20 protein-coding genes are annotated in these 24612 nt (G+C 32.8%); 8 read left to right on the forward strand and 12 right to left on the reverse strand.

The window, feature by feature from the left end; genetic code table 11:
* The first annotated feature begins 16 nt into the window (after nt 1-16).
* Nucleotides 17-3541 carry a carboxypeptidase-like regulatory domain-containing protein gene (locus tag SM9_RS00555; RefSeq protein ID WP_058738285.1) on the forward strand — a complete coding sequence of 1175 codons (3525 nt, stop codon included), beginning with the start codon at nt 17-19 and terminating at the stop codon, nt 3539-3541.
* A gap of 41 nt (nt 3542-3582) precedes the next feature.
* Here SM9_RS00555 and SM9_RS00560 read toward each other — a convergent pair whose 3' ends face one another.
* The 4 genes from SM9_RS00560 to hisS are packed head-to-tail and all read right to left on the reverse strand — an operon-like array spanning nt 3583 to nt 7879.
* Nucleotides 3583-4329 (reverse strand): sugar phosphate isomerase/epimerase family protein, encoded by a 747-nt coding sequence (locus tag SM9_RS00560; RefSeq protein WP_058738286.1) that lies wholly within the window; start codon nt 4327-4329, stop codon nt 3583-3585.
* Nucleotides 4330-4334: 5 nt separating this feature from the next.
* A complete protein-coding gene (locus tag SM9_RS00565; RefSeq protein WP_058738287.1) occupies nt 4335-6173 on the reverse strand; it encodes a PINc/VapC family ATPase in 1839 nt (612 codons plus the stop codon).
* Between the two features lies 1 nt (nt 6174).
* A complete protein-coding gene (gene hisI / locus SM9_RS00570) occupies nt 6175-6582 on the reverse strand; it encodes a phosphoribosyl-AMP cyclohydrolase (protein ID WP_058738288.1) in 408 nt (135 codons plus the stop codon).
* Nucleotide 6583: 1 nt separating this feature from the next.
* Complete coding sequence (gene hisS / locus SM9_RS00575; protein WP_058738289.1) at nt 6584-7879, reverse strand: histidine--tRNA ligase; 1296 nt, start codon at nt 7877-7879, stop codon at nt 6584-6586.
* Nucleotides 7880-7952: 73 nt separating this feature from the next.
* Here hisS and aroE point away from each other — a divergent pair, with 73 nt between their 5' ends.
* The 3 genes from aroE to SM9_RS12120 are packed head-to-tail and all read left to right on the forward strand — an operon-like array spanning nt 7953 to nt 9670.
* Nucleotides 7953-8795: a shikimate dehydrogenase gene (gene aroE / locus SM9_RS00580; RefSeq protein ID WP_058738290.1), complete on the forward strand. Its 843-nt coding sequence runs from the start codon at nt 7953-7955 to the stop codon at nt 8793-8795.
* A 1-nt stretch (nt 8796) separates the two neighbouring features.
* Nucleotides 8797-9471, forward strand: coding sequence for a hypothetical protein (locus tag SM9_RS00585; RefSeq protein WP_058738291.1), 675 nt, complete (start codon nt 8797-8799; stop codon nt 9469-9471).
* A 55-nt stretch (nt 9472-9526) separates the two neighbouring features.
* Nucleotides 9527-9670, forward strand: coding sequence for a hypothetical protein (locus SM9_RS12120; protein WP_198144391.1), 144 nt, complete (start codon nt 9527-9529; stop codon nt 9668-9670).
* A gap of 65 nt (nt 9671-9735) precedes the next feature.
* Here the strand turns inward: SM9_RS12120 and SM9_RS00595 are convergent, their stop codons facing one another.
* From SM9_RS00595 to SM9_RS00605, 3 genes are read right to left on the reverse strand one after another with little or no spacing between them, the layout of a single operon-like run.
* A complete protein-coding gene (locus SM9_RS00595) occupies nt 9736-10206 on the reverse strand; it encodes a GNAT family N-acetyltransferase (RefSeq protein WP_058738293.1) in 471 nt (156 codons plus the stop codon).
* Nucleotides 10207-10249: 43 nt separating this feature from the next.
* Entirely contained in the window at nt 10250-11776 is a 1527-nt protein-coding gene (locus SM9_RS00600) for a replication factor C large subunit (RefSeq protein WP_058738294.1), read from the reverse strand.
* A 12-nt stretch (nt 11777-11788) separates the two neighbouring features.
* Nucleotides 11789-12736 carry a replication factor C small subunit gene (locus SM9_RS00605; protein WP_058738295.1) on the reverse strand — a complete coding sequence of 316 codons (948 nt, stop codon included), beginning with the start codon at nt 12734-12736 and terminating at the stop codon, nt 11789-11791.
* Between the two features lie 162 nt (nt 12737-12898).
* Between SM9_RS00605 and SM9_RS00610 the strand changes: the two genes are divergently transcribed.
* The 3 genes from SM9_RS00610 (at nt 12899) to SM9_RS00620 (ending at nt 15618) form a co-directional block, all read left to right on the forward strand.
* Entirely contained in the window at nt 12899-13858 is a 960-nt protein-coding gene (locus SM9_RS00610; protein ID WP_058738296.1) for a zinc metalloprotease HtpX, read from the forward strand.
* Nucleotides 13859-13867: 9 nt separating this feature from the next.
* Nucleotides 13868-14599, forward strand: a complete 732-nt coding sequence (locus SM9_RS00615; protein ID WP_058738297.1) for a tRNA (adenine-N1)-methyltransferase — start codon at nt 13868-13870, stop codon at nt 14597-14599.
* Nucleotides 14600-15162: 563 nt separating this feature from the next.
* Nucleotides 15163-15618 carry a DUF308 domain-containing protein gene (locus SM9_RS00620; RefSeq protein ID WP_058738298.1) on the forward strand — a complete coding sequence of 152 codons (456 nt, stop codon included), beginning with the start codon at nt 15163-15165 and terminating at the stop codon, nt 15616-15618.
* A 129-nt stretch (nt 15619-15747) separates the two neighbouring features.
* Here the strand turns inward: SM9_RS00620 and SM9_RS00625 are convergent, their stop codons facing one another.
* The 3 genes from SM9_RS00625 to SM9_RS00635 form a co-directional block, all read right to left on the reverse strand.
* A complete protein-coding gene (locus SM9_RS00625) occupies nt 15748-16890 on the reverse strand; it encodes an RNA-guided endonuclease InsQ/TnpB family protein (RefSeq protein ID WP_058738299.1) in 1143 nt (380 codons plus the stop codon).
* Nucleotides 16891-17319: 429 nt separating this feature from the next.
* Nucleotides 17320-20166: a leucine--tRNA ligase gene (gene leuS, locus SM9_RS00630; protein WP_058738300.1), complete on the reverse strand. Its 2847-nt coding sequence runs from the start codon at nt 20164-20166 to the stop codon at nt 17320-17322.
* Nucleotides 20166-20960: an NAD+ synthase gene (locus SM9_RS00635; protein WP_058738301.1), complete on the reverse strand. Its 795-nt coding sequence runs from the start codon at nt 20958-20960 to the stop codon at nt 20166-20168. Before SM9_RS00635 ends, leuS begins: the two co-directional genes overlap by 1 nt.
* Before the next feature lie 65 nt (nt 20961-21025).
* On the opposite strand from SM9_RS00635, the gene SM9_RS00640 reads away from it, so the two are divergent.
* A complete protein-coding gene (locus SM9_RS00640; protein ID WP_058738302.1) occupies nt 21026-21421 on the forward strand; it encodes a nuclear transport factor 2 family protein in 396 nt (131 codons plus the stop codon).
* A 93-nt stretch (nt 21422-21514) separates the two neighbouring features.
* Here the strand turns inward: SM9_RS00640 and SM9_RS00645 are convergent, their stop codons facing one another.
* Both SM9_RS00645 and SM9_RS00650 read right to left on the reverse strand, forming a co-directional pair.
* Nucleotides 21515-22903 carry a carbon starvation CstA family protein gene (locus SM9_RS00645; RefSeq protein ID WP_058738303.1) on the reverse strand — a complete coding sequence of 463 codons (1389 nt, stop codon included), beginning with the start codon at nt 22901-22903 and terminating at the stop codon, nt 21515-21517.
* A 106-nt stretch (nt 22904-23009) separates the two neighbouring features.
* Nucleotides 23010-24605, reverse strand: coding sequence for an ABC1 kinase family protein (locus SM9_RS00650; protein ID WP_058738304.1), 1596 nt, complete (start codon nt 24603-24605; stop codon nt 23010-23012).
* Nucleotides 24606-24612: the final 7 nt, after the last annotated feature.

A 24612-nucleotide genomic window follows, 5' to 3' on the forward strand; every position in this document is an offset into this window, starting at 1 on the left:
AGGAGAATACTAATTTATGAAATATAGATATTTATCCATATTTTTATTGGTATTGGTATTATCTATCGGTGCTGTTTGTGCACAAGATAACGTTACAGATGTAGATTTAATATCTCAAAGTAGTAATGATGTTATCTCTGTAGATAGTAATATCGATATTAAACAAGCTAATGAGTCTAGTACTCAAGAGGAAATCCACATCAATGATGCAAATTATGCTGATTATTTTGATGAGGATGGTAAGATGAACAGTAATATTTCTGATGGTTCAATTTTATACATTGGAGATGTTACAAATAAAACTTTTATTGTGGATAAGGTTGTAACCATATCTCCAGACAATACTTCAAACATTATCGATTCTAAATTCTCTTTCGTTGATGGAAGTGATATGTCTTTAATTAATGGTTTAACTTTTAATAATGCTGACATTGGAGCCATTACTGTTAATAATGCTTCAGATATTTTAATTTCTAATAACATTATTAATATTAATGCAGCGGGAAATGTAACTGAATTTGCTATTTTGGCACAAGTTGCTAAAAATTTAATCGTTTCAAGCAATGAAATTTACTTTACTGGAAAGACTGATGGTTATGCTCCAGCAAATGCTGTTCGTGTCACTGAATCTGATAATGCGGTAATTGATGACAATATTTTAGAGATTAATATTCCTTCCTGTCCAGTAGGCTGGACTGAAATTCCTGCTGGATCAGGTAATTGGGTAAGCAGTCCTATTAGTGAAGGTGTTGTAATTTCAAATTCCAATAATATTTCATTTAGAAAAAACACTGTCAAATTAAATGCTACTGATGTTATTGGCGATTATGATACAATTTATGTTGTAGACATTAATGACTGTAGTGATGCAATTGTTGCAGACAGTGAAATTACTGCTAACGGCCATTCATACATTTACGGATTAATCATATCTGGTGATAACTTTAATGTCACTAACAATACCATAAGCACTATTTCCGATACTTATTATGCTGATGGTATTGATGTTGAAGGTCCTGCAACTGGTATCGTTGAATCTAATGTTGTAACTGTTTCAGCTCCTGCCTCTGCTTATGGTATTTATGCTGCAATGTCCAACGGTAATGTTAGTGTGGATTATAAAGATAACATTATTAATGCTGATGCTTATGCCGCTTTCGGTATGGAAATGTCCGGAATTATATCTGATGTTTTAAATAATGTTATTACTGTACAAGGTAATTATACCACAGGTATTGCTACCCGTATTACTGACGTTAATATTGCTGAGAATAATATTACCGCTAAAGGATCAGGTAAAGGTAATGAATCTATTTGGGATGGTTTTGGTGTTCAAAATGTTGGAATCAAGACAATTGATAATAATGCAATCATTGTGAACAATACCATTAATTCTAATGATAATGGTGTCAGTGCTTCCCGTGCTAATTTAACTGTAGGTTCTAATACTCTGGATGTTGTTGATACTGGTTCTGATGACTCTTATGGTATTTATGTTGTTGAGTCTAGTAATGTAGAAATTGACGAAAACGACATTACTTATGAAGGTCATACCAATGGTACTTTTGTTAACAATGCTATGTATATTGGAGATTCTGCTATTTATGAAGTCTCTGGAAACAACTTCAATATAACTATTCCTTCTGCACCTGTTAATTGGGTAGAAATCCCTGCAGGCTCATGGAATTATGTAAGAATTGCAAGTTCTGAAGGTATTGTCTTTAATAATGATACAGGATTAAAGTTCAACGATAATAAAATTGATCTTACTGCTAGTGAGGCTATTGGAGATTATGATACTATCTATGTAATTGACTCTAACTGTGATGATGCAGTAATAAGTGGTAATGATGTCTTTGCTAATGGTAAAAGTTATATTTACGGATTAATCATTTCCGGAGAAAATTTAAATGTTTCAAACAATGATATCACGTCAATATCTGATACTTATTATGCTAACGCTATTGATGTTGAAGGTCCTGCTTCAGGTTCATTCGATAACAATAATTTCACTGCTATATCTCCTGTTGTAGCTTATGGTATTTATTCATCCATGTCTGGTAGTGATGTAAACGCTACATATCATAACAATATCATTCGTGGTGAAGCTGATATTATCTACGGTATGGAATTGGCTGGAACCAATGAAACTGTAACTGAAAACACTATTGAATTGGACGGTAATAAAACCATGGGTATTGCAGGTAAATCCAGTACTTTAAATATTGCAAACAACGAAATTAAAGCTTTAGGTAAAAACTTAGGAAACACTACCTTATGGGAATCATTTGAACCTGAAACCGTTGGTGTTAAAATCATTGGTGGAAATGCTACTGTTTATGGTAACAACATTAAATCTAACGGTACATCTGCTGTAAATGTAACTACTACTAATGCTAGCGTTACTTACAATTATTTGGTAAGTAATGAATCATTCGGTGATGCATCTGTTTATTTCGATGGAAATGCAACAGTTCATGATAACCTTCCGGATTATGACGCATTTTTAGAAACTGAAGATGTAATAATGTATTATAAAAACGGAACCCGTTTCATTGCTAATTTAGTTAACTTCTATGGTGAACCTCTCGCAAATATGACTATTACATTTACTATAAATGGTGTTGATTATAATAGAACAACCGATGAAAACGGTACTGCAAGCATGGCTATTAATCTCCCATCTGGAGAGTATGAAGTAATCACCACATTTGATCCGGGCTATAATAAAACTCCAACTGTAAATTCAAACAGTTTAACAGTTTTAACAACAGTATTCGGTGACGATTTGGTTAAAGTTTACAGAAACGAATCACAATACTATGCTACATTCGTGGATGGTCAAGGAAACCCATTGGCTAGTGGTACTGAAGTTAAATTCAATATTAATGGTGTATGGTATAACCGTAAAATCACTGAAAACGGTACTGCTAAATTAAACATCAACTTACCTCAAGGTGAATATATAATTACTGCGGTCAATCCTGAAAATGGTGAAATGCATACCAATAACATTACTGTTTTATCTTCAATTACAGACAACGCGGATTTAGTAAAATACTACAAAAATGATTCTCAATATGTTGTCACTGTTTTAGGTTCTGACGGTAATCCTGTTGGTGCTGGTGAAAATGTTACATTCAATATTAATGGTGTAATGTACACTCGCCAAACTAATGCATCAGGTCAAGCTAAATTAAATATTAACTTGCAACCGGGTAACTATACCATTACTGCAGAGTATAACGGATGTAAAGTATCAAACAATATTGAAGTATTGCCTGTTTTAAGGGCAAATGACCTCGTTAAAAAATATGGTGTTTCCGATCAGTTCATAGCTTATTTGGTTGATGGTCAGGGTAAACCATTTGAAGGTCAAAATGTAACTTTCAATATTAACGGTGTGTTCTATAATAGATTAACTGATAGTGATGGTCGTGCTATTCTTAATATTAAATTAGGAGCAGCAATGGATACTTATATCATTACTTCCAGTTATAATGGATCCAGTATTTCAAATAAAATATCAGTTATTCCTTAAGGGGTTAAATTAACCTCTTAAACTTTTTATTTTTTTTAAAATTAGAAATTTTTTTTCAGATATTCTAAACTTTTTTTAATGGAATCTTTATCATTTACTTCAATCATGTAGATGCCATCATAATTTTTACTTTCAAAAGTATTGATGATGTCTTTTAATTGAATATTGCCTTCACCAAGTGGTAGGTGTGAGTCATCATCACCCATATTATCATGCGCATGTATGTGTTTAATTGAATCAAAATACATTTCATCCGGAGATATTCCTGAGTGATGGGCATGTCCAATGTCAAAAGTCATTCCCATGTCAAGCTCAACAAGCGTTTCATTCAGACGGCTCATGTCCTGGTATATCATGCTTTCAAATGCAGGCATATTTTCAATGGTGGCATTGACACCTAAATTTCTGCTGTATTCAGCGATTTCTCTAATGGAATTGTCGGCGACTTTGTAAATCTCTTCAGGCATTTCCTTTGCAAGAAACGGAATCAATCCGGGATGAACTACAACGACTTTTGCATCAATCTTATTTGCTAAATCGATTGAATCCCTAATCTGTTCCATTGAAGCAGCCCTGCTTTTAGAGCCTAAAGCCGCAATATTCACGTCCATAAACGGGGCATGAATAGTGTATTCCAAATTAAAACTGTTCAATAAATCTAAATCAAAGTTTTCCGTAGGATACTGATGTAATAATTCAGCGTATTTAATCCCTAAACCTTCTATAAATTCCAAGCTGCTGTCTAAACTATTATTGAATGTTGCTAATGTTGATGCACCAATTTTCATTTTAATCACTTTTTAACTGCTGTAATTTCTAATCCCAATTCAATGGCTTCAATTATTAAATCAGATAATTCGATGCCGTTTTTAATTTTTATCTCACCTTTTTTTGATGTCGTTGCGGTAAGCAAATATTCTCCGCCAATTAATATGTCAAAATTTGACCTTCCGTTTTCACGTCCCAAATCTAAAATCAGCTGTTTTTTTGTATGGATAATGTCAATTTCAAAGGGATTTTTGTTATAGGTTTCTTCTATAACTTCAACTCCAAGTGATATTCCGATTTTTTCTTCAATTTCTGCAATTCTTTTACCGTTTTTACCAATTATTTTTGGGACTAAATCGTCGGGAATGTAAATATTGGCCCTGTCTGGTGAAATAACTTCCACATCAACTTTTGATTTTTTAGGTAAAAACCGTTTAATCTGTCTTAAAATTTCTTTTTCAGCAATAATGTCTACTGATGATTTTCTATTGTCGTCTTGTGTCGGATTATTAACCAAATCTAAATCCATGACTATGGTTTGTTCACCGTATGTGTAAATTTCATTTTTAAGCTCGCCGGTTTCAAAATCACGAACTTCAATAACTGGTCTTGCAAGGTCAGCCTCTTTCATTCCGCTTGGAACCTTAACAGTCATTTTGGTTTCATATACACTTTTAACTTCACCATTTTCAATATAAATGCTTGTATCAACGATTGATGGAATAACACCAAGTTCCACTCTTGAAGCGATTCTTTGTATTGCATCGATAGGTCTTGTTGCATGCACAACACCGATCATTCCAACACCTGCCAAACGCATATCCGCAAAAATGTTGAAGTCATGATTTTTTCTAAGCTCATCATAAATGGTATAATCCGGTCTGACTAAAAGCAAAACATCAGCGGTATTTTCCATGCTGCCCTCCAGAGGTGCATATTGTGTTATTTCGTCCGGAAGCTGCAGGTCTCTAGGTGATTCCATGGTTTTAACAATCTTATTCAGTTTTCCCGAGTAATATTTTGCTATGGCTTGGACGAAAGTGGATTTACCCGCACCAGGCGAACCTGAAATCAAAATGCCCTCAGCATTATTATCAATTCTCTCCATTAATTTTGAACTTAGATGGTATTCATCCAAATCAATATCTGCAACAGGCCGCACTACCGTAATTTCTATTGCTTCGGAAAATGGAGGTTTTGCTATTGATATCCTATACTCTCTTGACTGAACAACAAATGAACCTTCTTTAACGGATTCCAAATAAGTTTTTGAATCGCTTTTGGCTTTAGCAATGATTTCATCAATCAGCTCTTCAAGCATTTTATAATTATATTTTTCATCAGAGAGTTTAACAAAATCAATATGTCCCGGTGTTCCCTTTTTAGCCATAGGCGCAACATTTTCTTTTAGGTGAACTGACATTGTATCGTCATCAAAGAATTTCGCTATTGACAATTCCTTTTCAACATATTTCTGTTCATAATAGTAAACTGGAATTCCTTGTGCCTTGGCAGTTTCTGCTTGAACCTTGTCGTTGGTTAAAAGTGTTCCAAATTCTGATCTTGCCAAATCCCTAATTATCGCATCAATCTCTCCGCTTTTTGCATATCTTATGTCATAATTAGTTGGTCTTTTTCCTTTAAATGAAATTGCAAGCTCTCCTTCATATTGTAATTTCTGCAAATGCTGCAATTCATTTAAACCAGCAATACCTTCGCTTCTGTTGGTATTTGCCTGATGTTCAAGCTCACAAACGACAGCTTCAGGAACGATAATTTCAGGATAATCCAAATCTTCTTTTTTTAAAATTTTAGATATTGCTCCAATAATTACTGCACTTGTATCAGGGATTATTGTTTTCATTTTAATACACATCATCTGGGTTAACAAGTCTTTTTTGATTTGTTTTTAAATCTTCATCCTTTAAATCATCAATATCCGGTGAATTTTTAAAATCCAGGTTTCTAAAAAAGCAAGAGTAATATCCTTCATGGCAAGCAGCACCATTCTGTTTAATTTTAAGTACTATGGCATCCATATCACAATCAACAAGTATTTCTTCGACTTCCTGAATATGGCCTGAACTTTCTCCTTTCAACCATTGTTTGTTTCTGGAAGTACTCCAATAATGAGCTTTTCCTGTTTCAATAGTTTTCTGCAATGCTTCTTTATTCATATTGGCAATCATTAAAATTTCACCGCTCACAGCATCCTGAGCTACTGCTGTGATTACTTTCATACCATTAATTTCATGTCTAAAATTAATTTCCATATTATTCCTCTTTCAAGTAACTTACAATATTTTCAATTTCAACTAAATCCTGCGCACCGCTTTCCATGTCCTTAATTGTTACTTTGCCTTCTTCCAAATCGTTTTTACCAATTATGATTATTTTTGGAACTTTAATTTTGTCCGCATAGTTCATTAACTTCTTGAATTTCTTGTTGTTCAGGTCAACGTCACATTTCATGCCTGACCTTCTTAAGTTTTGTGTTATTTCATAAGCTTTAAGTCTTACATCGCCGGATATTGGTGCAACATATACATCCAAATGTGATTTTGCTTCTTTTTTGTCTGTCAACTCTTCAATTGCATTCATTAATCTATCAAAACCTAATGCAAAACCTGTTGATTCAACTTCCTGACCGCCAAATACCTTAATTAGACTGTATGTTCCGCCACCGCAAACCTGTTTTTGAGCCCCAAGTCCTTCAACATAAATCTCAAACACTATTCCTGTGTAGTAGTCAAGCCCTCTTGCAACTCCTAGGTTCAGAGTATAGTTGGTCATGTTAAAGCAGTCGAGAAGTTCAACCAACTCTTTTAACTGATTAAATGCTTCTTGAGGTTCCTCATAATCTTTAATTAACTCTTCAACATCATTAAGAATTGACTTGTCTCCAACCAAATCTATCAATTTTAATAAAATCTGATTCAGTTCATCATTTGAAATAATTGGGTTTTCTCCACTCAATGATTCAATCAATAAGTCTTTGTCTCCTTTGTCAATAACAACCATCAATTCCCTTTGGGTTTTTGTATCAACTTCAAAATGCTTGAACAGTCCACGGATAATACCTAAATGGTTTATATTAACATCAGCACCTGTAATTCCAAGTGCTTCAATTGAGTCGCTGCACATTGCAATAACTTCAGCTTCTCCCTGAGGGGATTTGGCACCAATCAATTCACATCCGAATTGCCAGAATTGTCTGAATCTTCCTTTTTGTGGTCTTTCATATCTAAAGCAGCTGCCGTAGTAATAAAGCTTGATAGGTTTAGTAGCAGTTTTTTCAAGTTCATTAAGGTATAATCTTGCAACTGGAGCAGTTATTTCAGGCCTTAATGTTAATTCTCTATTAGATTTATCTTTAAAATTATATAACTGATCTACAATTTCTTCTCCTGATTTGGTTGTAAAAAGTTTTAATTCTTCAAATAAAGGAGTTTTAATTTCTCTATAACCATAATTCTCAAAAATATGTCTTAAGGTACTTTCAGCTTCTTTTCTCTCTTTCATTTCTTCAAATAAAAAATCTCTTGTACCTCTTGGTCTTGTAAATTCCATGTTTATTCACCTTTTATAATATATTAAATTTTGATAATTAAAGTTTAAATAATTTTGTAGCTAATTTAAATATATGGAAATAAAAGGAAGTACAAATATTGTAGGTCTAATAGGCCATCCTGTTGAACACAGTTTTTCACCGCCCATGCATAATGCCGCATTCGAAAAGCTTAATATGGATTATGCTTATGTTGCATTTAATGTCAAACCGAATGATTTGGAAAGTGCAATAAATGGTGCTGAAGCATTAAATATAAAGGGATTGAATGTTACGATTCCTCATAAAATAGAAGTAATGAACTATTTGGATGAAATTGATGAGGTCGCTCAATTAATTGGTGCGGTAAATACTATAGACTTTAAAAACTTGAAAGGTTATAATACTGATGGAATTGGTGCTGTAAGAGCAATTGAAGAAGTAGCATCTATTAAAAATAAGAATGTTTTAATTGCCGGAGCAGGAGGTGCTTCAAGAGCAATATCATTTTACATTGCCAAGTATGGTGCGGATAATTTAAAAATATTGAATAGAAATGTCGAAAAGGCTCAAAAATTAGCCAATGATGTTTCAAATTCCGGACTGATTGATAATGTTGGTTTTGACTCAATTAATAATATGGATTTAAGTGATGTTGATATCTTGATTAATACAACACCTGTGGGGATGCATCCAAACGTTGATGATACTCCAATAGCCCAGGCCTGTGATATGCATGAGGATTTAATAGTATTTGATGCGGTATACAATCCTAATGAAACCGGGTTATTGAGACAAGCTATTGAAGCTGATGTAAAACCTGTTTATGGAATTAAAATGTTATTGTATCAGGGTGCTGAAAGCTTTGAAATTTGGACCGGCAAAAAAGCGCCAATTGATGTTATGCAGGAAGCATTGACAAAATATTTGGGGTTATAAAATGGATTTTATTTTTGATGTATCTGCATTATCTTCGGATGATGAGGAATTTTCAATTTCTAAAAAGGATGTATTGAAATATTTAAAGATAATTGGTGTGGATACTAGATATGTGTCTTATACTCCGGAAAAACTTTATATCAACAATTTGCGTTTTTCCAAATTTTCAAGAAAACGCCAGGAAACATTCAATAGGCAATATGGCGATATTGAAGTCGTTAGAAACACACTTTTTCAAAAAATTTGTGCTAAAGCTGCAAAATCATTAGTTGACATTGAACCGAACTCAACAATTCTACTTCCTAATGATAATTTCATGGTTAATGTTCTTTTGGAGCCATATACACGTAAATATGGTGTTAAATTAGTTAATGAAGGTAAATATGATTTGGTTGTAAATCCAATAATTCTAGATGATAAGGTTAATCAAATATTTTCCACTATTTTTAAAGGTAATGGTATTGAATTTGACAAAAAAGACAATGAAATTTATCCATTAATTAATGTTCCTTTGGATTGGATTAATTCCTTTTTGGAAATGGATGACAAATCAAAAATAATAAATGAAAATAATGATGAGTTGGCATCATCATTTATGGAATTTTTAGAGGGTGTTGCACCACAATACAGAGAAAATGTCCTTAAAGCTTCCGAGTATATTGAAAAGAAATTATGAATATAAAAATATATTTAATAGTAAAAATAATATTATTTTAAGGAGGTATGATATTTTGGCAAAACCAATTGCTCCTACTCCAACATTATTTGGGGCTGAAACCAAAGAATTTTTAAAAGAAATGAAAAGGCCAGATACACCAAATGAAAAAAAAATTAAAGAAAGAATTGAAAATAGTCGGCATGTTGACTTTTTCTAATTAAATTCTTTTCAAATCTTTATACATTCCTATGGTAGTTTTTTCATTTCTTTTGGCAGTTCTAATTAATTTTTTTTATTTCTCACTTTAAAGTGTTTAAATTCATTTTTGTAGTAAAATCCTCGAACATTGCAGTATGCATCAACTGTAATAAAACGTATACCATGTATCTCAGATATTTTTTTGATTTGATAACAGATATTGTCTAATAACAAATTACCTAATCCTAAAGAACGATATTTGTTGTTAACTGCAAATCTTCCAATTTTCATTGCTGGACAAACTGAATATGGTAAATCATATTCATCTTCAATATCTTTGAGTTCAATTTTATCAGAAAGTAATGAAAAAAATCCAATTATTTCATTATTATATTTTACAAGATAAGTTACACTTAATTTTTCATTTTGCTGATTTAATGCATCATGCTTTAAAAATTCATCCATATCATCTAATCCACATGAAAAATCGTCTAAATTACTTTTTTCATCTAATTTGTCTATTGTATATTCATTTTTAATTTTTTCAATTGGCATGGTTAATTCACCTTTTAAGGTTAATTATATTAAAAATAAAAAATTAGAAGTCGAATAAAGATGTTTGTTTATTTTTCTTATCTTTAGGTTTTTCTTCAACTTCTTCTTCAACAATTTCTTCAATCATTAGTTCTTCAGTTTCTTCTATTTGTGAAACTTCTTCTGCAGTTTCCTCTTCAATTTCTTCAATCTCAGGTTCTGGAGTGATTAATTCGATTTCATCCCTAACTGGTTCTTCTTCAATGATTTCTTCTTGAGGAATTCCTGCAAACATTTGATTTTGAAGTTCTTCAGCACGCCTGTCACGTTCTTCAATACGCATTTCCTCTTTTCGTTTTTCCATTTTTTTAATGACTGACTTAGGAATGACTTTTTTTCTAAAACGTTTGATTTCATCTTTTTCTAAATCTAGAAAGTCTGAAATTTCCCAAGCGAGTTCATCATTTTGAAACATGATTTCCAAATATGGAAACATTGAAATGGCAACAGTATTTGAAATATGCATTTTTTGTGACATCTTGTCTGCTATACCATCACGTAAGTTTCTTTTTCCTCGATTACGTCCCATCAATGTAAAAACTGTTGGGGATTTGATTGGAGTGAATTTTTTATAAGTTTCTTTTTTGGATGAACTGACACCAATGCCCATGAAATCGGTTGCATATTTCCAATAGCCGTAATTTCTTGTTCTTTGGGCTCTTCCGAAGTATAAGTCTGCTTTGGATAGGTTTTCATATGCCTTTTTAAGTTCATTCTTATTGGTATACTCACGAGGAACATTTTCAGCAATGTATGCCATTACAAGCGTTGGGTCTTCATCAACCCTTAATGCATCTTTGACATGCTTCGGATTTTTGCTTTTCAGGGTTGCCATTACCCCATCAATAATAGTTGATCTGTCATCTTTTGTTGTGACAGTTTCAACATCTTCCATTGTTAATTCGTGTGATGTATCGGCAATTGCCTGGAATGTATTGATTGCAGAACGGATATCCCCATTGGCTTTTTTGGATAATAATTTCAAAGCTTCCTTATCATATTCGATACCTTCTTCTTTGGCAATATTTTTAAGCATCTTATTGATTGTAGGGCCTCTGATTTTAGCCATTTTAATGACTTGACATTTTGGCTTAATTGATTGCAATCTTTTGGAGTAAAAATCATTAGCTATTAATATTAAAGGATGTTTGGATGTTTTAATTATTTCTCCAATGGCCCGGACTCCTCCGCGGTCATTGGTTCCGTGAATACCATCCACTTCATCCATAATGATTAGTTTGTATTCGTCACCGAAAAGTGACCTTGAAGATGAGGATTCGCCAATGGTGCTTTTAATAACATCCTGTGAACGTTTATCACTGGCATTTAACTCAATGTATTCGGAAAACTCTTTAGCTATTGCCTGCGCAAATGTGGTTTTTCCAATTCCTGGCGGTCCAACTAAAAGTATGGGCTGCTGCGGATTGCCGTTTTTCCAGTTTTCAACCCAAGATTCAATTATCTTTTTTTCTTTGTTATTACCTAATATCTCTTTTAGGGTTTTTGGTCGGTATTTATCTGTCCATAACATTCGAATACCTTACTATAAGAATTTTGTTAAAAGAGCTTCAAGTTGTATTCTAGGGTTTGATCCTTCTCTTATTCTAAAGTCACAATTAGCTATTGCTTCGATAATATCAATATAAAACTCAGGATCCATTTTGCCGTCAAGAACTCTTCTGGATACTTCCTGGTATATTTGGGAAACCATATCCTCTCCGCTTGTACCCTGCAAGACCATTGTTTCATGCAGGAGTTTTCTTGAGCCCATAAAGTCTCCGGTCAATGCTTTTGTAATCATATCTGAAATGTCTTGAGGTTTTGATTTTGATACAACATCATATACACTTTCTTCTGTAATGTGTTCTCCTTCTGATGCGGTTGCCTGTAGGATGTTGACTGCTTTACGCATATCTCCTTCTGCATGGTATACGATTGTTTCGAGTCCTTCGTCAGTATAATCAAAGTTTTCCTCATCACATATGTATTTTAACCTATTGACGATTTGTTCTCCTTTGATTGGTGCAAATCTGAATATTGCACATCTTGATTGAATCGGATCAATAATCTTGGATGAATAATTACATGATAAGATAAATGACGCAGTCTTTGTATACATTTCCATTTCACGTCTTAAAGCATGCTGAGCATCTTTTGTCATGTTGTCCACTTCATCCAGAAATATTATTCTGAATGGAGCTCCGACAGGTTTCAATCTACAGAAATTTTTTATATCGTTTCTAACTGTGTCAATTCCTCTTGCATCTGAAGCATTCAATTCCAAGAAATTTTGTCTCCAGTATTCTCCGAGAATTGATTTAACTAATGCCAGTGCAGTTGTTGTTTTTCCAACACCAGCAGGTCCTGTAAACATTAAATTTGGCATACTTTCTTCGCCAACATACTTTTTAAGTCTATTTATAATATGTTCTTGGCCTACAATGTCATCTAGGCTTTGTGGTCTATATTTTTCTACCCAAGGTCCACTCATTAAATCACCATGATTTTGTAATGTTAAAATATATGTCTGTTAGTTAATAATTAGTTTGTGGTAGTGTTTGAAAAGTAATATTTTTTGAGATGTGAAATGTTCCATTAACTTTTTAAGTTAAAATATATAATATCATTACATAAAAAAAGTTGAGGTATTAAAATGAAAGGCACATGGAAGCTTAAATTAAGAATGATACTGACTTCTGTATTTATGTTCTCAATTGTTTATTTTTTAGTTTTGCTTGTAGCAAGATATATGGGAATTAGCAGTTGGAGATTATATATGGGTGTGAGTTTAGTAATTGTATTTGCACAATACTGGTTTGGCCCAACATTAGTTAAACATTCAATGAATGTAAGGCCGTTATCTGAAGCGGAAGCCCCTCATATTCATAAAATGGTGGCCGAACTTGCACAGGAAGCAGGTGTTCCCAAACCGGAAGTAGGATTATCAGAAATTAATATTCCAAATGCGTTTGCATATGGTAGAACCAGCAGAAGTGGTCATATTGCAATTACTCGTCCAATTCTTGGTTTGTTGGATTATGATGAGTTGAGAGCAGTATTGGGTCATGAAATGGGTCATATTAAACATAATGACATGGCTGTAACTGCAGCCGTTAGTGTAATTCCTATGGTTTGTTATTATATTGCTATAGCTTTCATGTTTTCCAGAGATAATGAAAATGGTGCTGGAATCATAATTGGGTTATTGGGTTATGTTTTCTATTTAATTGGACAATTATTAGTATTGTTTATCTCAAGAACCCGTGAATATTATGCAGATGAAGCTTCAGTAGAATTTGGTAATCGCCCTGCTGCTTTAGTCTCTGCTTTATATAAATTGTCTTATGGTGCTTCTAGATGCAGTCAGGAAACTATTAAAGAATTAAATACTAATAGAGCATTTTTTGCAACAGATATTAATAATGCACAACATGATATTGATGATTTCAGTCAGGTGGACTTTGATGGTGATGGAAAAATATCTGATGAGGAATTGAAAAGATTAGCCAATTCCGATATCAAAATTTCGAAAACTAAAGGAATCATGGAATTATTGTCCACTCATCCGGATTCCCTAAAAAGGGTAAAAAGATTAGCAGAATTAGAAAATTAGGTGTAATATATGAAAATGATTTTGGATGAACGTGGTAAAAAGTATATTTTAAAGGAAGGCCAGGATTTTCAAAGTGATTTGGGAATTGTCTCTGCAGAAGTATTGTCGGATGCTGAAATAGGCGATGAAGTTAAAAGCCATCTTGACCACTCATTTAAAATTGTCAAACCAAATGTAAATGATTTCATTGAAATAATGGATAGACGTTGTTCAATATTAATTAAAAAAGATATTGGAACTGTTTTAGCATACACTGGCTTGGGAGCGGGTTCTAGGGTTGTTGATGCCGGAACCGGTGCTGGAGCTATTGCATTGAACTTCGGTAATGTTGTCGGCGATACAGGTCATGTTTATACATATGAAATCCGTGAAGATTTTTCAGAAGTTGCTAAAAAGAACATCGAAACTTTTGGAATCAAAAATATTGAAGTAAAAAATCAGAATATAAAAGATGGAATTAATGAAGATAATATTGATCTAGTATTTTTAGACCTTCCAAAGCCTTATGAAATTTTTGAAGAGGTTCATGACTCCTTAAATCTTGGAGGATGGCTTGTTGTATATGCTCCCTACATCGATCAAGCTGAAGTTTCATACAGAGTTGCAAAAAAACTTAATTTCTATGATATTGAAATTCTAGAGACTTTAGAACGAGGCCTTGAAGTAAGACAGCAAGGAACTAGACCTAAAACAAGAATGGTTGGGCATAGTGGTTATTTGCTTTTTGCAAGAAAACTCTAAATCACCCATTTTTTTCTATTTGTTTTAATTAATTTCAGCTATTGTTATGTTAATACTTAACCAAATTTCATTATTTTAATTATTTAAATTTTCAATATAAATTATTAGAAACAAAAAATTAGTATTTTTAAATAGTGTTATATGTACTGTCTGCTAATTTTTCTTTATATGGGGATTCGTTTTGAAATGTATATATATCAATTGAAATAAAGTATAATATATTAAATTTTCTGAATTTAATGATATTTTATTCAACAATATGTTCAATATTATTTGCAATATCATTTTAAATGTCGTAAAGTTGTCTTTAGCTGAAACTGTAATTATATGATATGAATACATAATATTACTAAAAATATTTTAGGTTTATTCAAGTTTTTTATCATTCATATTTGATACAAATATATTTGTTTGTGTATTAAATTATTTTTTTTCATTATTTTAAATGATAAAAATTAAATATCCCAATATAAATAATTAATTGTATAAGAAGGTTAATTTCTTTTTATATTCTTAGTATTTTCACTTTAAATAGTGGATTTAAAAAATTTTGGAGGAAAAATATGGAAACAAATAAGATATTCGGAATAGTCTCTATAATTTTGGGATTAATTTTTATAATTTGCCCTATTTTTAGTTCAGCTTTCACATCTATTGTAATTGGACTAAGTTTATTATTCTTTGGTTTCGCATCATTATTTAATGGACTTACAACATTAAATGTGATTATTGGTATTATAGCCATCATATTTGGTTTACTGTTCATGTTTGCAATGAATGCATTGCCGTTCCTTGTAGGATTGCAATTTTACCTTGTCGGTATCATAATGATTTTATTCGGTATCGCAGGTCTTATTACAGACTCAAAAATATCAAAAATATCCTCGTTATTGATTTTGATTATGGGTATTTTAGCATTTATTCTAGCATTCAATTCCTTAGTAAATCCAATTTATGCTGCAATTTTATTAGGTGTATGTTTAATAATTCAAGGAATAAGAACATTTATTGCTGAATAAAAATTTAATATGCAATCTTTTGATTGCATTTACTTATTTTTTTAAAATAGTATCTAAACTTATTTTTTTGAACTACCTCGACTTTGTAGAAGTCGAGGATTCCTAGATTTGTTTTTTTGTGCCACTTGTTTATTTGGCGTTTTCTAGGCTATCCCCGTAGTCCCACCGGTTCAAAATATTAATGGCGGCGTTAATGTCACGGTCTAGTATTTTACCGCAGTTTGGACATTTCCATTTTCGAGTTTTCACATCTAATTCATGGTTGATGTTTCCGCAAAAATGACATTTTTTACTGGTATATTTTGCATCTACAAATACTACGCCTTCTGCTTGAGGTTTGTGCCTAGCAAATTTGTCTTGTAGTTTAGTTATGAATTTTGTGAGTGGAAACACCATGTTTTGCTCGCCACCAATCAATATTTTAATTTTTGAGTAATTTTTCTCAAATACTATGGCATCATATTTTTTGACCATTTCTGTTGAAAGTTTCTCTATATAGTCGTCAAGTTTATTGGATCGTTGATGATACCATTTTAATAGTCTGATTTTCTGTTTTTTCCATTTTTTGCTTCCATTTGTGCATTTGGCCATTATCCGGTTGATGAATTTGACCATTTGGTTTTCATGGTCAATGTCAAAGTATTCCTTTTCCTCATCGCTTGTGACCAGCCAGCCGTTTACATTTGAATTAATATCACAACCTACATTTTTACCTGTTAGTTCCCATTCTTCTTCAGTGAAATCAATGTTGAATGTTGCAAAGTAGTCTATTCCATCAAAGGAGATTGTTACATTGTTGAATTTTGTATTTTTGTCGTTTAGTATTTGGAAGTATTCTTGGCTTGTGTGGAATTTTACTTTGCCATATTTTCTCAGAATCATTTTATTTTTTTGGATGATTCTAATGTCTTGTCTTATTGTTTGTCTGAATGATAGTTTAACTGTTTTCTTTTTATGAAAATGGGGTTTATTGAAGTGTGATGGATTTTTAAAGAAATTATCGAATGATGTGGCCAAGTCTCTTATTTCCTGTTGGAGACTTGTTGATTCTACATCCTCCAAATAAGGAAATTCCCTCTTGGCTTCATTTAGTAGTTTATTTAAGAACGTAAATGTGGGTCTTAGGTTGGAATCGTTACTGTGCATTTTATTGTATTTGTCAAGAACGACATTATGGGCCTTGCGACAGCAACCAAAATTCCTATGAAAACAATCCTTCTGCTCCCGAGTAGGATAAATCTTAACCTTCATTCCCTTTTTAACATCCACCATAACATAAAACACCACACTATTAACCCATCTTCACATAATAGTACAATTTATGCTCCATTAATATATAAAGATACCCAGAGAGCATTTGAAAAGTAATATCGCCCACAAAAATCAACTACGTTTAAAAAACAACAAGAAACATTAAATAAACACCCGTGAAATACAAATGAAACTACAAATTTTCCATTGTAAAAGTGATACATATCAAAAAAAATACAAAAATAAATGCCCCAAAAAAAACTGAAAGTACACTGAATTATAAATGCCCATACAAAAAAATATTAAAATCAATTATCATGGCAAATGAAACCCAATAAATAACAATTCACAAAGGTATAACCCAACTTGCAATTGATCCACGACCTTGAAGATGTCGTGGTATTCTTGCATCATTTAGATAAAAAATTTTAAAAAAGAAAAAATAAATAGCTATTCAATTAGAATAGCTGGTTTATAAGGCATTGCATTTTTAGCCTTGTTTTGAGGGTCATATGAATCATCTGTGTGAACGATGATTTGTGATGAAACTTCATTGGAGATATATTCTATTGCATCATCAATTATTTGTGCTTCATCGATTTTGCCCACATATTTTGTTTTGGTCATTTCACGGCCAATCTTTTTGGCTACGGCTGCTATTTCTTTTTTATTATCATAAATATTAGCTCCAATAGCACGGCCCATGATTTGGCCAATGTCAGGTTTTCCAACTTCATCTGCTATTTTGTATAAGTCCCATTTCCAGTTAGGAGCAAGATAAATGTGAACTTTTTCAGCTTTATCTCCAACCATCTTTTTAATCTGATTAATGTCTTTAATAAGATTTTGAACTAATTCTTCTGATTTTTCAATTTCAAGACTTATTAAGCTTTCATCAGCTTCAGGCCATTCAGCAGTACTTACGAAACCTTTTCCGCCATATGTTGACCATAATTCTTCACATGTGTGTGGTGTAAATGGCGCAAGCAATCTAATCCATGATTCCAGTACTGTAGATAACACATAAACTACTGCAGGGTCCTGTTTATCAAGCAAATGATTTACTCTGTAGAGGTAGTGATCAATATCCTTTTTAAGTAAGAACAATGATTCCTGTAATGCTTTTCTTGTTTGGAAAACTTCTAAAGCTTCAGTTGATGCTTTGATATGTTGGTTGAGTTGGCTTAACATCCATAAATCAATTGTTCTAGTTAATTCAACTTCTTCAATGTTGCTTAGGTCTAATGGGGAACCTTTGATTTCTTCAACTTTTCCTGCAAATTCCCTAAACCACTCGAGTCTTCTTTTAGTTCCAAGAACTTCTTTTTCTCTCCAGTCAAAGTCCTGCCATGGTTCTGCTGATGCCATTAAGAATAATCTTACAACATCTGCGGTATAATCTTCAATTGCATCTTTTAAAAGGATAACATTACCTTTTGATGATGACATCTTATTTCCTTCCAAAAGACCCATTCCAAACACAACAGTTCCTTTAGGCCATTTGTCTTCAGGGAATATTGCGCTGTGGTGGAACATTAAAAAGCTTAAATGATTTCCTACAAGATCTTTTGCTGATAATCTCCAATCAAGAGGGTACCAGTAGTTGAATTCGTCCTGAATTTCTTTAACTACTTCTGGTGCAACTTTGATGTCATCAGAATCCTTGTTTAAATATATTTTATCAAAGAATGCACGATTCAAGTCTTCAGGATCCATATCTTTCAAGAATCTTGCAACAGAATAATATGACATGTAGATTGTAGAGTCGGTTAATGGTTCAATCAGCCATTTGTTATCCCATGGAAGTCTTGTTCCAAGTCCAACTTTTCTAGAACATGCCCAATCATCTAACCAGTCAATATAATAGTTGAAATTATTTTTTACTTCTGGAGGGATAATGGTTTCCCTTTCAAGCACCTTATGGGTTTTTTCTGTCCATTCCGGATTGGAATATTTCATAAACCATTGATCATCCATTATTTTTACAACACAGTTGTTTCCACATCTGCAGACGACAGGCCTTTCAGCGAAGTCATACATTACTGTAGCCATATTTTTGGAAATTAACTCATCTTTTAATTCTTCACGGGCAAATCTGACTTTTTTACCACCAAAACCAGGTATGCTGTCGAGAATTATTCCCTTACTGTGCTGAATTTTATAAAGTTCATTAGTGGCTTCATGTAATTTTTCATCGTTTTGGTCTGTAATTCCTAATCTTTCAATTATGCCTGCTGCAGGAATTTCTCCATAACCTTTAACGCTACAGACTGGGATTGGAACTACATTTTCTATTATTCCCTCTAGATTATATTTAGCTATTAATTCATCGTTTTTCTTCAAATCTTGAAGAGCAATATAATCTGCAGGTGCATCAGCAGGTTCTGAAAATACTACACCGCTTCCGTAGGATGCGCTTACAAAGCTTGCTGGGAAAATTGGTAATTCATCACCAGTAAATGGATTGATTGCCATTTTTCCAATCAAATCATTTGGATTGATTTCGGATATGATTTCCAAATCTTTGATTTGGTGCTGTAAATTGTAATGGGCTTCTTTGGTTATTACCCAGTTTTCATTTTCTGCTTTAACTAAAACATATTCAACATCAGGATTTAACCAGATGTTTGTTGCTCCAACAATGGTTTCCGGCCTTAATGTAGCGGTAACCAAAATTTTATCGTCAATTTTGAATTTGAGTAAAGTTAATTCATTAACTCCAACCCCTTCTCCTTCAAGCAAATCGTGGTCTCCAACAGGATTGTCACAATTCGGACAGTATTTTACGGGATGTTCTCCTCTTTGGATTAATCCTTTTTCGTATAATGTTGTAATTTGCCATTCTATGAATTTTTTGTAGGTTGGATCAATTGTCCTAAATTCACGTCTCCAGTCAATTGAATATCCCATATCATGCATTACTTCATTATATTCGCTACTGAAGTATCTCACGATATATTCCGGGTCTTCTAATTTAGGTAATTCGTCTTTTGGGACTCTGTGAACATTTTCGTACAGGTCTAAAGTCCATGGATCTTTTCTTTTAATCCTGTCTGCTATTCCAATAACTGGAGCACCGGTTACGTGCCATGCCATTGGGAATAAAACGTTATAACCTTCCATTCTTTTAAATCTTGCATAAACATCAGGTACAGTATATGTACGGCCGTGACCAATATGCATTGCACCACTAGGGTATGGGAAAGCTACTGTAATGAATAATTTTTCTTTATTATTAGGGTTTGATTCAAATAATTTTTCATCAGCCCATTTCTTTTGCCATTTTTTTTCTATCACTAAATCACCATTGTAGTCTTTTTAGGGCTTTCAGGAACTGTACTCTTATGTTTGTTCCTATAAACTCTATTTATAATATTATTAACTTCATCAACTTCAATATCTAATTCATCAGCTATTGATTTTGCATCAATATCTTTTTCTAAATTTCTGTATAATATTTTATCAAGCAATTCATAAGTCATTCCAATTTCATCTTCATCGGTTTGATTATTCCATAATCCTGCTCTAGGCGGTTTATCGATGATTTCTTGAGGAATTTCTAAATATTTGGCTAACTGATAAACATCAGTTTTATACAAGTCCCCAATTGGTTCAATGTCACATGCACCATCTCCATGCTTTGTAAAGTAACCAATCAAGATTTCGCTTTTATTACCTGTACCGCTAACCAGGTAGTTTTTGGAATTAGCATAAAAATAAATAATTGACATTCTTATTCTTGCTTTAAGATTGCCTATTGATAATTTGTCTTCTTCTAATTGTGTAACTGATAAGAATTCGTTTAAGATACTGTCAATAGCAATTTCCTTATAATTTATTCCTAATAGTTGTGCTATTGCAGTACCATGAAGTTTATCTTCTGTTGGTGTTGTTGTTGAAGGCATAACTATTCCAAAAACATTTTTCTTTCCAACAGCTTCACAAGCTAAAAATGCAGCTAATGTGGAGTCGATTCCACCACTTAATCCTACTACAAGTCCATCTGCATTAGCTTCTGATACTTTATTTTGAACGAATTCAACAATATCGTCTTTTGTTTTTTTCACATCTAATTTTGGAATTTCGTTCATATCAAACACTCACTTAATTTTTCATTAGTAATTAATATAGTTGTTTTATTATATAATATATTATTATGTCAGATGTAGAAATTTTATCCAAAAGAACTTTTGGCGGTGCTGAGAAGGAAGTTTTAGACAGCTTTGTTGAATATCAGCAGGCATTAATAGATAAAAATGAAGATAAGTTAAATGAATTGATGGCTGATGATTATATATTAACTCATATGTCCGGTAAAAAACAGACAAAAGCACAATTCATTGAAGAAGTGATGAACGGCACTCTAAATTATTTCAAATCAGAGATTCATGATCCCAACATTTTGTTTGATGATGATGAAAATGCAACATTCATTTCTGATGTCACTTTAACGGCTCGGGTATATGGTGCAAGCGGTGCATGGACGATAGATACGGTAATGGATTTTAAAAAAATAAATGGTAAATGGATAATTGGAAAATGGGACACCTAAACAAGATATTATGTGCATATAATCTGTTCTATTATTTCATATTCGCTGTATTTTATTAATCTATTTTTTTTAAAATTATTCAAATAATAAGAGTCATGATTTGAATTTTTTAATGAATATTATTCCTATGATGACTGTTGCAATAACTGAAATTATATTCGCGGTCATTGAAGGCAATCTCAATCCTTCAGGGGCTTGCAGGATATATGCAAATGCAATCAGGGTACATATGATTGCCGGAAGCAATGCGATAATGTAGGGTTTTTCTTTTTGAATTAAGTATGCACTTGCAGCATATAATACAATCGTGGCCACTATCAATTGAGCCCAAGCAAAATATCTCCAAATCAAACCGAAATCTATAAATGACAATCCAAAAGCTGCTAAAAATAAAGGCACTGCTATTTTCAGCCTTGGAATCAATTTTTCATGATTGAGATTAAGTTCATCAGCAATTGTAATTCTTGAACTTCTAAGTGATGTATCTCCAGTTGTGATTGGACAAACAACAACTCCTATTATGGTTAAAACCAAACCAATTGGTCCGACTAATGTCATTGCCATTTCGCTTACTGCTACAGAAGGTGCGGCACCATATATTGCTGCAAGTTGTGGCTGACCGTGGAAGAATGCCATTGCGATAGCAGCCCAGCAAAGTGCAACTAAACCTTCTATTACCATTGCACCAAAAAATACTGGCCTAGCGTCCTTTTCATTTTCAATACATCTTGCAACAATTGGAGATTGTGATGCGTGAAATCCTGAGATGGCTCCACAGGCAATGGTAACAAAGAGATATGGGAAAATGCTTTTGTTAGTTAAATATACTCCTTGTGTTGTAAACTCAGGAATTGTGTATGCTGGATTTAATATTAATGCTCCGGTCATTAACACAATCATAATCAGTAATAATGCTCCAAAAATAGGATATATTTTTCCAATGATTTTATCAATAGGAAATACTGTAGCAATTAAAAAATAAATAAATATTATTGTCATCCAGATAATTATAGAAATGTTCGTTAAGTTGCTAAGTAATTCAGCAGCTCCTTTTGCAAAAGTAGCTGCAACAAGAATTCCTGTCATTATAATAAGAACTGCCATAATCTTTTGAATTTTAGTTCCCAAATACTTTGAAATGATGCTGGGCATTGTCATTCCGTCATTGCGCAGGGACATGTAGCCTGAAAAGAAATCATGAATGCTTCCGATAAAAATTGTACCTAATGTAATCCATAAGAATGCTGCAGGTCCAAACAATGCACCTTGAATTGCTCCAAATATAGGCCCTAGCCCTGCAATATTTAAAAAATGAACTAAAAAGTTCTTGATTTTTGGCATAGGCATATAATCAACACCATCTTGCAGTCTATATGCGGGTGTTTCGCGACTTTCGTCTACACCAGTTATCCTTTCAATAAATTTTCCATACACGAAGTAAGATGCAATCAATGCCAAAGAACAAATAACAAAACTATACATTAATTATTATTTTACTATTTGCTCTTTAAAAAAATTACTATTTGACAAATAATTCTGAAATTATTTTTAAATTAAAAAAATAAGTATTGAGGAATTGATTTCCCCATTATTTTAAAACAAATTTTCTCATGCCTATAACACTTAATATTATAGCTATTATATAACCAATCAAAGAAATTACTGGCATGTCGAATAATCTTGGTCCAAAAGAAACCACTGAAGAACCGATTATGAGTGCTGAAATCAATGCAATAATTGAAACCTTGTCAGTAATGTCAACTTCAAACCTGAATTGCAATTCTTCATTATCAATCTTATGGATTGTTCTTGTAAGAAGACCAGGCAATGCCTGAATCATATGTCCATACAGGATTGCATTACTTTTTTTGCCTTTAAAATATCTTTTAGGATCAAGTTTCTGTTTGGCAATACGTTTAGCAACAGGTTTTAATTCTGCGAAAACATCTATTTCAGGATCAAGATTGTGTGCAATAGCTTCAATCATAGATAATCCTCTTGCCATAGTGACGACTTCATTTGGAAGAATAACTCCATATTCCTGCATAAGGCTAAGAAGTGCTTCTAATACTCCATCAAAACGATTTAACTGTACACCAAAGTATCTTCCGAATAAATCATTCAAGTCTCTTCTTAAAGTGGTTGTATCAATGTCATAGTCCAGTATGTCCATATACATCAGCTGATTAATCAACCCGTCGACATCTTGGTCCATAAACAGCAGCACCACTTCTGAAAGATCGCGTTTGAATTTCTCATCAAAGGATCCCATCATACCCAAATCAAGATAACATATCACATTATTTTCTAAAATCTTGATGTTACCCGGATGTGGATCGCCATGGAAGAATCCGTCAATGAAAAGTTGCTGGAGATAAGAATCTATAACATTTTTCGCCAAGAGTTTTTTGTCAAATTCATCACCAGTACTTGCATATACATCATTTAAATCTGTGCCTTCAATGAATTCCATAGTTAAAACTTTTGAGGAACAGTAATTGGCGTAGGTACTCGGAATATGGATATTAGGATTGTCTTCAAAATTCATTTCAATGCGTTGCATATTCATGAATTCATTATTGTAATCGATTTCCTTGTGGATGGAACGGTCAAACTCATCCATGATTCCAGGCAAGTTTAGTTTTCTAAGATCTGAATTAAATTTATCCGCACGATTAGCAATATATTTTAATATCCTCACATCAAGGTCAATTTTATCTGTGATTCCTTCTTTTTGGATTTTTACAGCAACATGTTCACCAGTAATCAACTTAGCTTCATGAACCTGACCAATGGAAGCTGTAGCCAAATGCTGATGATTAAAATCTTCGAATAAATCCTCAATTTTACCATCAAGTTCTTCTTCAACAATTGATTTAACTTGTTCATATGTTATTGGTGGATTGTCATCCTGTAAGTTTGCAAGTTCATCTGCAATTTTTTCGCCAACAACATCAGGCCTTGTACTTAACAGTTGCCCTAGCTTGATGAAAGTGGTTCCCAAATCCTGAAACATTAATCTTAACTTTACAGGAATTTCATCATCCCATAAAAGTTCATTTGCTTCATCATCACCTTTTGAACGAATTTTGTTTTTTGCAGTTTGACCTAAAATCTTATCGAAACCATATTTTTTTATGGCTTCCCTAATTTCATGCAAACGTTCTTTGGTTGCCTTATCCACAAACATC

This window comes from Methanobrevibacter millerae, assembly GCF_001477655.1.
Lineage (GTDB): Archaea > Methanobacteriota > Methanobacteria > Methanobacteriales > Methanobacteriaceae > Methanocatella > Methanocatella millerae_A.